A 12,884-nucleotide genomic window follows, 5' to 3' on the forward strand; every position below is an offset into this window, starting at 1 on the left:
TTTCGTTGGCAAGCCAACGATTCATCCGCTTAGCCCCTTGTTTTGTCGCAGGTTCTTGTCGGAAAACCGTGGAACACTTTTCCGGAACCTGCTTAGCGCAGGCGCTTCTCGTTGCTGTCGAACAGGAAACAGTTCTTCGCCGGGATGCCGACGGTCAGCCGATCCTGCTTGCTCGATATCGAGCGCGATTCCTCGCGTTCGATGATGATCCGTTCGCCGGATCCGATATGGGCGTAGATATAGCTGGTGCTGCCGAGATGTTCGGCAACGTCGACATCGACCGCCAGATCCGCATCACCCTGGCCGGCCTCGACGAAGCGTTCCGGGCGGATGCCGATCGTGACCTTGTCGCCTTTGCCGACGGCTGCTGAAACGGGCAGAGTCAGCCGCACGTCCCGCTGGCTCGTCAGCGTGACCGTTACCTGGCTGGTGCTCGTCTCCGCCACTTCGGCGGCGAGAAAATTCATCTTCGGTGAGCCGATAAAGCCCGCGACGAACTGGTTGGCCGGGTCGTCATAGAGTTCCAGCGGCGCGCCGACCTGTTCCACGATCCCTGAACGCAGCACGACGATCTTGTCGGCCAGCGTCATCGCCTCGACCTGGTCATGGGTGACATAGATGGTCGTCACCTTGAGTTCCTTGTGCAACCGGGCGATCTCGACGCGCATATGGACGCGCAGTTCGGCATCGAGGTTGGAAAGCGGTTCGTCGAACAGGAAGACTTCGGGCTGGCGAACGATGGCGCGGCCGATGGCAACGCGCTGGCGCTGGCCGCCGGAGAGCGCCTTCGGCCGGCGCTCCAGCAAAGGTTCAAGTTCGAGGATCTTGGCTGCGGCCATGACTCGCTTTTCGATTTCAGCCTTCGGCATGCCGGCGAAGCGCAATGCGAAACCCATATTCTCGCGCACGGTCATATGCGGGTAGAGCGCATAGGATTGGAAGACCATGGCGATGCCGCGCTTGGACGGGTCGACATCGTTCATCGGCTTGCCGCCGATCGACAGCAGGCCGGAAGAGATGTCCTCCAGGCCGGCAATCATTCTGAGCAAAGTCGACTTGCCGCAGCCGGACGGTCCGACGAAAACCACGAATTCGCCCGACCTTATGTCGAGATCGACGCCCTTGATGATTTCAAGGCTGCCGAAACTCTTGCGGATGGCGGCAAGCTTTACATCGCTCATACCTGGTCTCCGACCGTAAATATCAGGGTCTGATCATCGAAGGCAGCGCAGGATACGCTGAGTTCCAACGTGCCTGCCGTCTCGCCCGCTTCGACCCAGAAGCCGGTGGCGCCGCCCTTGAAGGTGACGGCGGACGGGCCCTGGATACGGCCGTCGCCCTTGAGTGCCAATTGCACCGGCTCTTCGAAGAAGGGCAGAAGATTGCCTTCCTGGTCGAGCGCCCGGAGGATGACGCGAACGCTGTCCCTCTCGGCGGCGCGCAGCTCGGTGGCGTCGGCAGCGACTTCGAGCCGGGTCGGCACGGGATCGGCGGGCAAGGTCATGGTCTTGACCGGCTTGCCGTTGACATAGCCGGTGATGATGCTTTCGCGCCAGACGCGGCCCCAGGTGCCGAATTCCTGCGGGGTCACGGTGCGGAGGTCGACGACCACGGGCGGATGGGCGAGATGCGGATAGCTCTCGCGGTCCGGCATGATCCGCTTGGGCTCGAATTCACCGAACTTGAGCTCGATATAATCGCAGTTGGTGAGGATGATCAGCGGCAGCACGCCGCCGATGTTGCGCTCGCCGCGCGCCCAATAGGTCACCGGCTGCAGCACCACGCCGCCGGCCGGATCGCCCTGGGAAGAGTAGGCGTAAGCGGCGAATTTCGGCTCGCGGAACATGTCGAGGACGCCATGATAGCAGATGCGGTCGCCCGAGCCGAAATCCTTGTGCGTGTTGTAGTCGAACATGCACCAGCCGGTGGAGCCGGAAATGTTGCTGTCGCCGGCCACGGCATTGAGGATCAGCAGGTGGCGGGTCACGTGCTCGGCCTGGCGCTGCTCTTGGTCGAAGCGCTTGGTCGGGTACATATGGCCGTTATATTCGGTGATCATATAGGGAATCGGCCGGGTAATGCCCGTCGTCTCGACCCGGTCGCGCAGCACGACGCGGCCGCGATTGTTGCCCGGCATTTCCTCCTGCCCGAGGATGAAGTCGTTCATGGTGTAGACGTCTTCGAGCAGTTCGGAATTGGTGATGAAGCGGACGCCGCCGGTCTGGCGGGTCGAATCCAGTTCACGGGCCAGCCGGTTGGTCTCGGCATAGAAGTCGTGATTGTCCTGGCTCTCGTTGATGCGCACGCCCCAGATGATGATCGACGGGTGGTTCCAGTCGCGCTCGATCATGCGGCGGACATTCTCGATCGATTCCTGCTGCCAGGCTTCGCCACCGATATGCTGCCAGCCGGGGATTTCTTCGAACACCAACAGGCCGATCTCATCGCAGCGGTCGAGGAACCACGCCGATTGGGGATAATGCGAGGTGCGGACGATGTTGCAGCGGAGATCGTATTTCATGATGTCCGCGTCTTTTTCCTGCGGCCGCCTGCCCATGGCATAGCCGGTATATGGCCAGGCCTGATGGCGATTGAGGCCACGAAGTTTCAGCGGCTTGCCGTTCAGCAGGAAACCATCCGGCGTATATTCGGCGGTGCGGAAACCGAAGCGGCTGGAAAAACTGTCCCGGCCGGCCTCAGTCTCGATCGTCGCCGTCAGCTGGTAGAGCACCGGATTGTCGATATCCCAGAGTTCGAGGCCGGTGAGATCGTCGATCTCGATCGTGGTTTCGAGGCCTGCCAGTTCCATAGCCTGGGTGATGATGTGCCGGTCATCGGCAGCGGTGATGGTGACGGAGAGCGTGCCTGCCAGCGCGCGGTGTTCGGGATTGGCGAGAATGACGCGGGCTTTTACCGCCTTGCTCTCGGCCAGTGGGTCCGGCGTCTCGATCTTGACATTCTTGATCGCGACCGGGCTCGTGACCTTTAGCCAGACGTCGCGATAGATGCCGGCATAGCAGAGATAGTCGATCTGACCGCCGAAGGGCGGGATTTCGGGGTTTTCCGAACCATCGACCTTCACCGTCAGGATGTTGTCGCCCTTCCTGAGATGCGGCGTCAGCCGCGCCTCGAACGGGGTATAGCCGTCCTTATGGGCGATGATCTTCTCGCCGTTCAGCCAGACGACGTTATCGGCCATGGCGCCGTCGAAGACCAGCGAGACTTCGCGGCCCTCGAAATCGTCTTCCCAGGCTATCAGCTTCTGATAGGTGAACGGCTTCTGGTAACGGGTTTCGTCGAAGTAGTTGTAAGGAAGTTCGACGGCGCTGTGCGGCAGGCGGACCTTTTCGCCGATCTGCAGTTCATGGACGCGATGCTCGGCAAAGCCCTCCGCGAAAATCCAGTTGCCGTTGAAATTCTCGTATCTGCGCATGATAAATTCCTATTTCACCGAACCAAGCATGCCCTGGACGAACTGGCGCTGCATGGCGAAGAAGACGAAGATCGTGGGAAGCGTAGCAACGATGGTGCCGATCATCACTGTGCCGTAATCGGGATAATAGGCCGAGCCGAGCGAGGAGACGACGAGCGTGATCGTCTTCATGCCGTTGGACTGCAGCACGATCAGCGGCCAGAGATAATTGTTCCAGTTGAGCATGAAGACGATGACGAACGCCGCCGCATAGGTCGAGCGCATCACCGGCACATAGATATAGAGGAAGATCTGCCATTCCTTCAGCCCATCGACCCTGGCGGCATCGCGCAGTTCCGGCGGGAAGGCCTTGGTCGCCTGGCGGAAATAGAAGATGATGAAGGCCGACGCGATCATCGGCAGCATGATGGCGATATGCGTGTCGATCAGACCGGCCTTGGCCATGATCCGGAAGAGCGGGATCATCAGCGCCGCGAACGGCACGAACAGCGTCAGCAGCACCAGCGAATAGACGCGATCGCGCCATTTCGAGTGGAACACCTCGAAGCCGTAGCCGGCGAGCGAGGAGACGATGATCGTCAGAAGCGTCGACAGGATCGCCACCTTCGCCGAGTTCCAGAACACCAGCGGCAAGTCCACCTTGGCCAGGAAATTGCTGATATTGGTCATCAACTGCGTGCCGAACGACACTTTGCCGTCGATGATGTCGATCGACTTGTTGGTGGCGCCGATCACCATCCACAGGAACGGAAACACCGACAGGAAGGCTGCGAGCCCGAGGAACACATATTGCGCCGTGTTCTGCGCGAGGCGGGACAGATTCATGTGCGCTCCCTCGCGAAATAGAACTGGATGAGCGCGAGAAGCGCCACCATGACCACAATCACGTAGGAAACCGTCGCCGCGTAGCCGTAGCTTGGCACGTAGCGGAAGGTCAGGTTGTAGATATAGAGCGACAGCGTCAGCGTCGAATCAGCGGGACCACCCTTGCCTTCGGCGCTCAGGTTATAGACTTCGTCGAAGAGCTGCAGCGTGCCGATGGTCGAGGTGATGGTGGTGAACAGGATCACGGGCTTCAACAGCGGTACGGTCAGGTGGACGAAGCGTGCCCAGGCCGGCACACCATCGATGCGCGCCGCCTCGTAGACCGAGCGGTCGATGTTCTGCAGTGCTGCCAGATAGAAGATCATATTGTAGCCGGTCCAGCGCCAAGTGATGGCGATGACGATCAAGACCTTGGCCCAGAAGACGTCGGTGAACCATTGGATCGGCGCGGACGCAAGGCCGATGGCGATCAGTGTCGAATTGACGATGCCGTCGACCGAGAACATGCTCTTGAACAGCACCGAATAGACGACCAGCGACGACACGCAGGGCAGAAAGATCGCCGTGCGGAACAGGCCGACGAAGCGCAGGTTGGGATTGTTGAGCAGGCTGGCGAAAATCAGCGCCAGCGTGATCATGATCGGCACCTGCACGACGAAAAAGGTCATCGTGTTGCCGAGCGCGTGCAGGAAGACCGGGTCGCGCGCCAGCCGCTCGATATTGCCGAAGCCGGCGAATTTGATGATCAGCCCCTTGCCCGAATAGAGCGACCAGCTGAGCGAATCGAGGATTGGAAAGGCCAGGAACAACGCCATCAGGGCCAAAGCCGGCAGGACGAACAGCCAGCCGTTGACATCGTAATAGAAGCGTCTCGCTGAGCCCGATCGCGCGGCAGCCACGGTGCACTTGCTCCTTAGAAAATGGGGGGCGGAAACAGCAATCCCTCAAGGCGAGCGGCGTTCGCCGCTACGCCCCGGGGAGGAAACGGGCCACGAGGGCCCGTCCGGGAGTTTCTTACTGCATCTGGTCCTTGGCCTGGCCTTCGATCGCCTTCAGGACGTCGTCGACCGGCGTGCCCTTGGCAAGCGAAGGCAAGTTGGCGGTCACGGCGTTGTCGACTTCATTGGTGAAGACGCCATAATTGACCGGCGGAACCTTGGCGAGCCAATCGGAGAAGTTCTGCCAGACCTTTTCGCCACCGAAGAACGGATCGGCCGCCGAATAGGCCGGACCCTTGCGGGCAGTCATCAGCGAGCCGACAGCGCCCTGGTCGATCAGGATCTTCTGGTAGAAGTCGACGTCCTTGGCATAGACTTCATTGAGGAAGTCGATCGCGGTATCCTTTTCCTTGGACGCCGAGAGCACGTACCAGCTCGAGCCACCGAGGTTGGAGGCATGGCCGGCGCCGTCGATGGTCATGGCCGGAATGGGTGCGACGCCCCATTTTTCAGCCTGGTCCTTCTGCGCCTTGACCGTGCCGGTGATCCAGACGCCGGTGATGACGGAAGCGACATCGCCCGAGGTGAAGGAAGCGACCCAGTTGTTCCAGCCGGCCGTCGGCTTGTAGATATTGGCCTGGAGAATCTTGCCTTCGGTCTCAAGCGCGCCCTTCAGAGCCGCATTGTTGGTGATCGAAAGGTTGCCGTCCTTGTCGAAATACCAGCCGCCGGCAGACTGCATGAGAATGCGGATCAGGCCGGCATCGTTGGGGTCGACGCCCATCATCTTGTGGCCGGTCTTGGCTTCGACAGCCTTGCCGATCTCGATGTACTTGTCCCAGGTGAGGTTCTGCATGTCTTCCGGCTTGTAGCCGGCCTGGGCGAGATAGTCCTTGCGGTAGTAGAGGCCGGTGACGCCGGAGTCGAAGGGCATGCCGTAGACCTTGCCGTCGACGGTCATCAGCTGCACCTTGTAGGGCGCGAAGCCGGTATAGTCGATCTTGCCCGACAGCTCGGCGAAGGAGCCGGGGAAGGACTGCAGATATTTCTGCGCGCCGTAGTCTTCGATCAGCACGATGTCGGGAAGCGCATCCGACGTGCCCGAAGCCAGGCCCGTCTGCAGCTTCTGCTCGACGTCGGCCTTGGCGAAATCGACGACGTTGAAGGTCGTGTCGGGATGCGCCTTGGTGTAGCGCGCGCCGGCTTCCTTCATGATCGCGACGTTGAAGTTCGGGTCCCAGCACCAGATGGTGACCTGGCCGGCATAGGCGGCAGTGGCGGCAAACAGGCTGACGCCTGCAACGGCCATGGCGGCGAAGCGTTTTAGAATACGGGACTTTTCCATCTTATCCTCCCTCGAAATGGATTGCCTGAAGACGGGTTCCTCTCCCGTCTTGCGGGGRGTATTTCCAAAATGAGGGAAAAGGCAAGAAAAATTTCAGTAAATATTTATTGCAGGTGCGAAGAGCCTGGAATCTCCGGCAAAATCTCGGGTTGAGGCTGGCCGAGGGATTTTCGTTGCGTGCTAGGCGCCGACCGCAGTCGATGCCAAAGCATCGGCGAGGATCGGCAACGAAGCAAGCGACGAAAAGCGCCGGCCAGCCGACCCACGAGGTTTTGCTGGAGGTTCTAACTTTGCACCGGTTTGCGACTGCTCTCGCGCCAGATCATTTCGGTCGCGATGGTGACGTTCTTTGTGTAATCGCGACCGGCCAGGCGCTCGACCAGAAGGTCGACCGCGGTCTCGCCGATATGCTCACCATGGATCTTCATGGTCGAGAGCGGCGGGGTGAGGAATTGCGCGACGGGAATGTCGTTGAAGGAGACGACCGCGATGTCGTCGAGAACTCTGAGGCCCGCCTCCGCCATTGCCCGATAGGTGCCGATCGCCATGTTGTCGTTGGCGGTGACGATGACATCCGGCAGCGGCTTCAACTGCAGGACTTGCTTGGCAAGCATATAGCCGGTTTCCAAGCGCAGATTCTGGCCGGAATCGCAGCTTTCGCCGAGCACCAGCAGCGCGGGATCAAACTGGCCGCGCTCCTTCTGCCAGTCGATATAGGCCTTGCAGCGCCGCTCGCCAAAGGGCTGGGTTTCGCCATTGAGATGTTCGTAGGAGCCGATGAAGGCGATCCGCTGATAGCCCATGGCATTGAGTTCATTGAGGATTTTTCGCGTTGCGAAAGCGACGTCGGGATGCACGCAATCCATCGTGTCCGACTGCGGATCGAAATCGGCGAAGACGACGTGACGGCAGTGATCGGCAAGCCAGGCGATCTCATTGTCGGACTGCTTGCCGACGACGATGACGCCCGAAACGCTTTCCAGGAGAGCCGGGTCCGGCAGCGTATCAGAATGAAAGATCTTGACGATTTCCGTGCCGTGCGCCCGGCAGCGGTTCTCGATGCCGAAGCGCACGCCAACATAATAGGGGTCGGCAAGCTCGTCGTAAGGCTCGAGGAAATGCACGATTGCAAGCCTGGAAAGCGGCGTTGCCGGTGCGGGCAGGTAGGCGGCGACATTGCCGTTGACGCGATTGCGGTTGCGCGGCGTCGCATAGTTCAATGCTTCGGCAGTTTCGATGATCGCCTGGCGCTTGGCGGCGGAAATCGACAGCGCCGGATCATAATTCAGCACGCGCGACACTGTCGTGGACGACACCCCCACAGCCTTGGCGATTTCCTTGATGGTGACCATGCCCGACAATCCGGCTTCTTGTGGGTTAAACTCTCACAGTTTTCCCGTCGCTGGAAGAGTGAGCGAGTAAATATTTACTGACTTTTCGCCACGAGAAGACGAACTGTCTATTCCGCTTTGCCGGCTAAGTCGAGGGCTTGTATTGCGGCCTGTCATCGCGGAAATATTTCCGCCGGCCAGTTTTCAAGCCCAGTGAACTGATATATCAGATTGCCTCGAAGACGCCGTAAGGGCGGCAAAGGTCTCGCATGGAACACAAGCATCCCGTTATTGTGGCAGGCGCCGGCATTATCGGCGCGACGATCGCCCATGAGCTCGCGGCGCGCGGCGAAAAAGTCATTCTCGTCGACCGGCAGGAGCCCGGCCTGGGTGCCTCCTTCGGCAATATGGCAAGCATCGCCGTCAACGGCTTCGACGCCGTCTCGCGGCCGTCCACCTGGCGAAAAATTCCCGGCTGGCTGATGGATCCCCAGGCGCCGGTCACGGCCGATCCCATCTATGCAGTGAAAATGCTGCCGTGGTTCCTGAAATTCCTCGCCGCCGGCCGACCGAGCCGCATCCGCGCCATCGAGGATGCCGGTGCCAGCCTCGCCACCCGCTCGCTCCCCGACCTGAAAATGCTGCTCGACCGGATCGGTGCGCGCAGCATGCTGAGCGAAGCGACCTGCCTGTCGCTCTACGAGAGCGAACGCGCCTTCGAGGATGACCACGGCAATCGCGAACTGATGCAGCGCTACGGCATGACATACGAGGTGCTGAGCGGCGGCGAGATCCGCGAGCGCGAGCCGCAGCTTAATCCGGCAATCATCAAAGCGACGCTGCTGCCGGACAATCCGTTCATTTCCGATCCTCATCTGCTGGTCAAGCGCCTGGTCGAGGCGGCTCAAGCGAATGGCGCCGAACTGGTCACCGGCGATATTGCGCGTGTCGAACGCGACAATCGCGGCGTCACTGCCGTGATCCTCGGCGACGGGCGCCGCCTGGAAGCCGACAGGCTGATCCTTGCCATGGGTGCTGAGACCGGCGCATTGGCAGCGTCGCTGGACGAGCCGTTTCCGCTGGAAACCGAGCGCGGCTACCACACGCAGATCATGTCGCCCGGCATCGACCTGACCTATTCGCTGATCTGGCCGGAACGCGCCTTCATGGTGACGCCGACGGCGGGCGGCGTCCGGGTCGGCGGGTCGGTGGAAATGGCGGGGCTGAAGAAGCCGCCGAACTGGCGGCGGGCGCGCATCCTCGTCGAACATGCGAAATTCGCGCTGCCCGGCCTGAAAGTTGAGAATTATACCGAATGGATGGGCCATCGCCCCGCCATGCCGGACACCATCCCCGTCATATCACCCTCGGCGAAGACGAATGGCCTTTATTATACGACCGGCCACGGCCATTTCGGCGTCACCTATGCGGCGACCAATGCACAATTGATGGCCGACATGGTTCAGGGCAGGACGCCGGCGGTCGACATGCGGCCGTTCCGGATCGACAGGTTTTGAGGATAAAGAAATGCGTTGGAAGCGGACCATTCAGCTCGTCGATGTGCATTGCGAGGGCGAGATCGGCCGGTTGGCGACCGGCGGCGTGCCGAACATCCCCGGCAATTCGATCGCCGAACAGTTGAACTATATCAACACGGTGGATGACAGCATTCGCCGTTTCCTCTGCCTCGAGCCGCGCTCCGGCCCGCTCGGCTCGGTCAATCTGCTCCTGCCGCCGCGGCGCGAAGGGGCGGATGCCGGATTCATCATCCTCCAGGCCGACCAGGCGCATGCCATGTCCGGCTCGAACGCCATCTGCGTGACGACGGCGCTGCTCGAAATGGGCATTGTCGAAATGAAGGAACCGGAAACCGTGGTCATGCTCGACACCGCCTCGGGCCTGGTCAAGGCGACCGCCACCTGCAAGGATGGCCGCTGCGAGCGCGTCGAACTCACCATGCCGCCGTCCTTCGTGCTCGATCTCGACGTCGAAGTGCCGACCGAGCGCTATGGCAAGGTCAAGGTCGACATCTGCTATGGCGGCATTTTCTATGCCATCGCCGATGCCTCAGCCGTCGGGACGTCGATCAGCAAGGCCAATGCCCGCGAACTGGTCGAGGCTGGCATGCTGCTCAAGGAGACCATCAACCGGACGATGAAGATCGTGCATCCGGAAATTCCGGAAATTTCCGGCGTCGCCTATGTAATGTTCCGCGGCGAGGAACCGGATGGCGCGGTGCGCACCTGCACGACCATGTGGCCCGGCCGCGTCGACCGTTCGCCCTGCGGCACCGGCAGTTCCGCCAATCTCGCCACGCTTCATGCACGGGGCAAGGCCAAGGTGGGTGACGTACTGACCTCGCGTTCCACCATCGGCACGGAATTCCGCGTCGGCCTCAAGGACGTCACGGAAATTGCCGGACGCCCCGCCATCATCCCGACCATTTCCGGCCGCGCCTGGACGTTCGGGCTGACGCAGGTGGCGCTCGACCCATTCGACCCGACGGCGGAGGGCTTTGCCGTTACCGATGTCTGGGGCCCGGAGGCCGGCGCGATCAGATAGAGCGATTGTTTCAGGCTCTGTTCCCGCGGGAACATCGTCTTGAAACATCGCCAGCGATAATGCCGTGGAATTCGAAGGACAGTCGACTGACGCTTGGAAACCGGCAGCGGTTGGCGTAGTCTTTGTGGACAGCTTTCAGGAGGCTCCCTGCCATGTTCGGTAAGATATTCTACATCAACAGAGGCCTGACGCGACGCGAGACGCTTGGTCTCGCCGGCGCGCTGGCGCTGTCGCATGCGCTGCCCGCCTTCGCCGACGACGCAATCGGCCAGGTGCTGGAAGCCAAGGGCGACGTTCTCAAGAGCCAGAACGATATCGAGACCAAGCTCAAGATTGGCACGGCACTGATCAACAACGACCTGATCACCACCGGCGCCAAGAGTTTCGCTTCGCTGACGCTCGGCTCGGACACCAAGATCAATATGGGCGAGAAGACGGAAGTCCTGCTTGACAGCTTCCTTGCAGAGCAGGGCGGCACGCTGGACCTGGTCAACGGCGACATGGTGTTCGACCGGCCGGAAGGCAAGCCGAAGATCGATCTCACCATCCGCACCACATTCGGCCAGATTGGCGTGCGCGGCACGAAATTCTTCGCCGGCCGCAATCGTGGCAACTATGCCGTCTTCGTCGAGCATGGCCTGGTCGAGGTCAGGAGCGGGATCAGCGTGCGCAAGGTCGGCGCCGGCGAAGGTGTCGATATCGCCTCGGATGCCAGGACACGCTCGCTGTTCGGCGGCGACGTCTCGGATGTCAGGAGATGGGGCAAGGGCCGCATCGAAGAGGCCTACAAGAGCGTCGGCCTGATGTAATCTCATTTGCTGAAAGCCAATCAAGATCTCCGGATGCTCCCGGAGATCTTTGTTTTTGCGCGTGCCTCGTCAAACGCTGCACAGTTTCGCAAACATGCTTTTGAAAAAGGAAAGACCGCCATGGCTGGAGGGCTATGCCATGACGGTCTTTTTATGAAGCGGACAAAGAATAAGGGGCGTCTCGGTCCGCATGTCCGGGCCGGCGGGGGACGTGCCGGTTTTCCGGAGGGGACAGCCAAAGGGGCACGGCTGTCTGTACTCATTTAGATGGCGATTCGATTATGTCATTTCAATGAAGCAGAATGCGACTTAAACATTAAAAAATGTTAATGCAAGCACGGGTGCCCGCAGCAGAACCACATTCAACGCGAAATCGTACCATGTGTGACCGTGAAATTTTCTGCGCGGTCGCCGAGCGCATCGAAAAGATGCCGATCCGTACCGGTCATGAAGGCCTGGCCGCCAATATGGTCGATGAGATCGAAGAGGGCGGCGCGGCGGCGCGCATCGAAATGGGCGCCAATCTCGTCGAGCAACAGGATGGGTGCGGCGCCGGTCATGTTGGCGGTCAATTGCGCGTGCGACAGCACCAGGCCGGCCAGAAGCGCTTTCTGCTCGCCGGTCGAGCAGAGGCTTGCATCGATCCCCTTCTGCCGGTGGGTGACGATCAGGTCGGTGCGATGTGGCCCCTCCAGCGTCCGCCCGGCGGCCTGGTCGCGAAAGCGGCCCTCCTGCAGCAGCGCCAGATAGCGATCCTCCAGATCAACCGCCGGCAGGCCATGCGCCTCGTCGAGGAAGCCGGACAGATGCAGGTCGGCAGCCGGAAAGGCCGACCCGACCTCGCCGCGCTCGCCGAGCCGGGTCAGCAACATCAAGAGTTCGCTGCGCGCCAGCGCCATGGCCACGCCGAGGCTCGCCATCTGCGCTTCGATGCCGGCCATCCAGTCGGGATCGTAGCGGCCTTCCTCGAGCAGCTTATTGCGCATCTTCATGGCGCGCTCGAAATCGGCGGCCCGCCGGCCATGGGTTGGATCGAGTGACAGGACCAGCCGGTCGAGGAAACGGCGGCGATCGGAGGCAGGGCCGGTGAACAGGCCGTCCATTGCCGGCGTCAGCCAGAGGATGCGCAGGTGATCGAGCAGTTCGTCGGTCGATTTCGCGTCGGTGCCATTGATGCGCACCCGCCGCGAGGCGGCGTCGCCGGCAGCAAGGCCGGTGCCGATCTCGACCGGCCCCTCCATGCCGTCGATCTCGGCGAAGATGGAAAAGCCGCTTTCGGCACCCTGCAGGCTGATATCGGCATAGACGGCGCGTCTCAGCCCTCGCCCGGGGGAAAGCAGGGAGACGGCCTCGAGCAGATTGGTCTTGCCGGAGCCGTTCTCGCCCGTCAGCACGACATGCCGGCCATCAAGCGCAAGCGCCGCCGATCCGTAATTGCGGAAGGCGGTGAGCGCGATGCGGCGGATGGCGATTTTCTCGGGCATGAACCGGCGGGGTTTTCCTGCAAACTTGAATCAAATCGGCGCGGTCTGTTGCGTGGCGATACACAAAATCGGCGATACAGACAATTTTATTGATCGCCTTAAGCGGCTTTCAAGCGAGCCGGACTAATCTGCCGTCATGACCGGATGCCATAACAAC

At 60.9% G+C, this 12,884-nt stretch carries 10 protein-coding genes; 3 read left to right on the forward strand and 7 right to left on the reverse strand.

The genetic code is table 11. The features are described 5' to 3' along the window. Positions 1-92: 92 nt before the first annotated feature. From AC1DYF_RS07165 to AC1DYF_RS07190, 6 genes are all read right to left on the reverse strand, one after another. Complete coding sequence (locus tag AC1DYF_RS07165) at positions 93-1,181, reverse strand: ABC transporter ATP-binding protein (RefSeq protein ID WP_477876002.1); 1,089 nt, start codon at positions 1,179-1,181, stop codon at positions 93-95. Next, entirely contained in the window at positions 1,178-3,433 is a 2,256-nt protein-coding gene (locus AC1DYF_RS07170) for a glycoside hydrolase family 2 protein (protein ID WP_477876003.1), read from the reverse strand. The genes AC1DYF_RS07165 and AC1DYF_RS07170 overlap by 4 nt, the downstream gene beginning before the upstream one ends. A 9-nt stretch (positions 3,434-3,442) precedes the next feature. Next, a complete protein-coding gene (locus AC1DYF_RS07175; protein ID WP_477876004.1) occupies positions 3,443-4,258 on the reverse strand; it encodes a carbohydrate ABC transporter permease in 816 nt (271 codons plus the stop codon). Then, a complete protein-coding gene (locus AC1DYF_RS07180; protein WP_477876005.1) occupies positions 4,255-5,157 on the reverse strand; it encodes a carbohydrate ABC transporter permease in 903 nt (300 codons plus the stop codon). Before AC1DYF_RS07180 ends, AC1DYF_RS07175 begins: the two co-directional genes overlap by 4 nt. Positions 5,158-5,272: 115 nt before the next feature. Beyond that, positions 5,273-6,541 (reverse strand): ABC transporter substrate-binding protein, encoded by a 1,269-nt coding sequence (locus AC1DYF_RS07185; RefSeq protein WP_477876006.1) that lies wholly within the window; start codon positions 6,539-6,541, stop codon positions 5,273-5,275. A 284-nt stretch (positions 6,542-6,825) separates the two neighbouring features. Next, on the reverse strand, positions 6,826-7,893 hold the full coding sequence (locus AC1DYF_RS07190; RefSeq protein ID WP_477876007.1) for a LacI family DNA-binding transcriptional regulator: 1,068 nt from the start codon (positions 7,891-7,893) through the stop codon (positions 6,826-6,828). Positions 7,894-8,141: 248 nt separating this feature from the next. Here AC1DYF_RS07190 and AC1DYF_RS07195 point away from each other — a divergent pair, with 248 nt between their 5' ends. From AC1DYF_RS07195 to AC1DYF_RS07205, 3 genes are all read left to right on the forward strand, one after another. Further along, complete coding sequence (locus tag AC1DYF_RS07195; protein ID WP_477876008.1) at positions 8,142-9,389, forward strand: NAD(P)/FAD-dependent oxidoreductase; 1,248 nt, start codon at positions 8,142-8,144, stop codon at positions 9,387-9,389. 10 nt (positions 9,390-9,399) lie between these two features. Next, positions 9,400-10,434 carry a proline racemase family protein gene (locus AC1DYF_RS07200; RefSeq protein ID WP_477876009.1) on the forward strand — a complete coding sequence of 345 codons (1,035 nt, stop codon included), beginning with the start codon at positions 9,400-9,402 and terminating at the stop codon, positions 10,432-10,434. A gap of 152 nt (positions 10,435-10,586) precedes the next feature. After that, complete coding sequence (locus tag AC1DYF_RS07205; RefSeq protein WP_477876010.1) at positions 10,587-11,243, forward strand: FecR family protein; 657 nt, start codon at positions 10,587-10,589, stop codon at positions 11,241-11,243. 362 nt (positions 11,244-11,605) lie between these two features. Here AC1DYF_RS07205 and recF read toward each other — a convergent pair whose 3' ends face one another. Further along, a complete protein-coding gene (gene recF / locus AC1DYF_RS07210; protein WP_477876011.1) occupies positions 11,606-12,727 on the reverse strand; it encodes a DNA replication/repair protein RecF in 1,122 nt (373 codons plus the stop codon). Between the last annotated feature and the right edge of the window lie 157 nt (positions 12,728-12,884).

The sequence above is a fragment of the Rhizobium sp. P2_G9 genome (assembly GCF_056403475.1).

Excerpts from the sequence above, each read along its gene's own strand:
- AC1DYF_RS07165 (WP_477876002.1), bottom strand. The coding sequence starts at position 1,181 with ATGAGCGATGTAAAGCTTGCCGCCATCCGCAAGAGTTTCGGCAGCCTT.
- AC1DYF_RS07170 (WP_477876003.1), bottom strand. The coding sequence starts at position 3,433 with ATGCGCAGATACGAGAATTTCAACGGCAACTGGATTTTCGCGGAGGGC.
- AC1DYF_RS07175 (WP_477876004.1), bottom strand. The coding sequence starts at position 4,258 with ATGAATCTGTCCCGCCTCGCGCAGAACACGGCGCAATATGTGTTCCTC.
- AC1DYF_RS07185 (WP_477876006.1), bottom strand. The coding sequence starts at position 6,541 with ATGGAAAAGTCCCGTATTCTAAAACGCTTCGCCGCCATGGCCGTTGCA.
- AC1DYF_RS07190 (WP_477876007.1), bottom strand. The coding sequence starts at position 7,893 with ATGGTCACCATCAAGGAAATCGCCAAGGCTGTGGGGGTGTCGTCCACG.
- AC1DYF_RS07195 (WP_477876008.1), top strand. The coding sequence starts at position 8,142 with ATGGAACACAAGCATCCCGTTATTGTGGCAGGCGCCGGCATTATCGGC.
- AC1DYF_RS07200 (WP_477876009.1), top strand. The coding sequence starts at position 9,400 with ATGCGTTGGAAGCGGACCATTCAGCTCGTCGATGTGCATTGCGAGGGC.
- AC1DYF_RS07205 (WP_477876010.1), top strand. The coding sequence starts at position 10,587 with ATGTTCGGTAAGATATTCTACATCAACAGAGGCCTGACGCGACGCGAG.
- recF (WP_477876011.1), bottom strand. The coding sequence starts at position 12,727 with ATGCCCGAGAAAATCGCCATCCGCCGCATCGCGCTCACCGCCTTCCGC.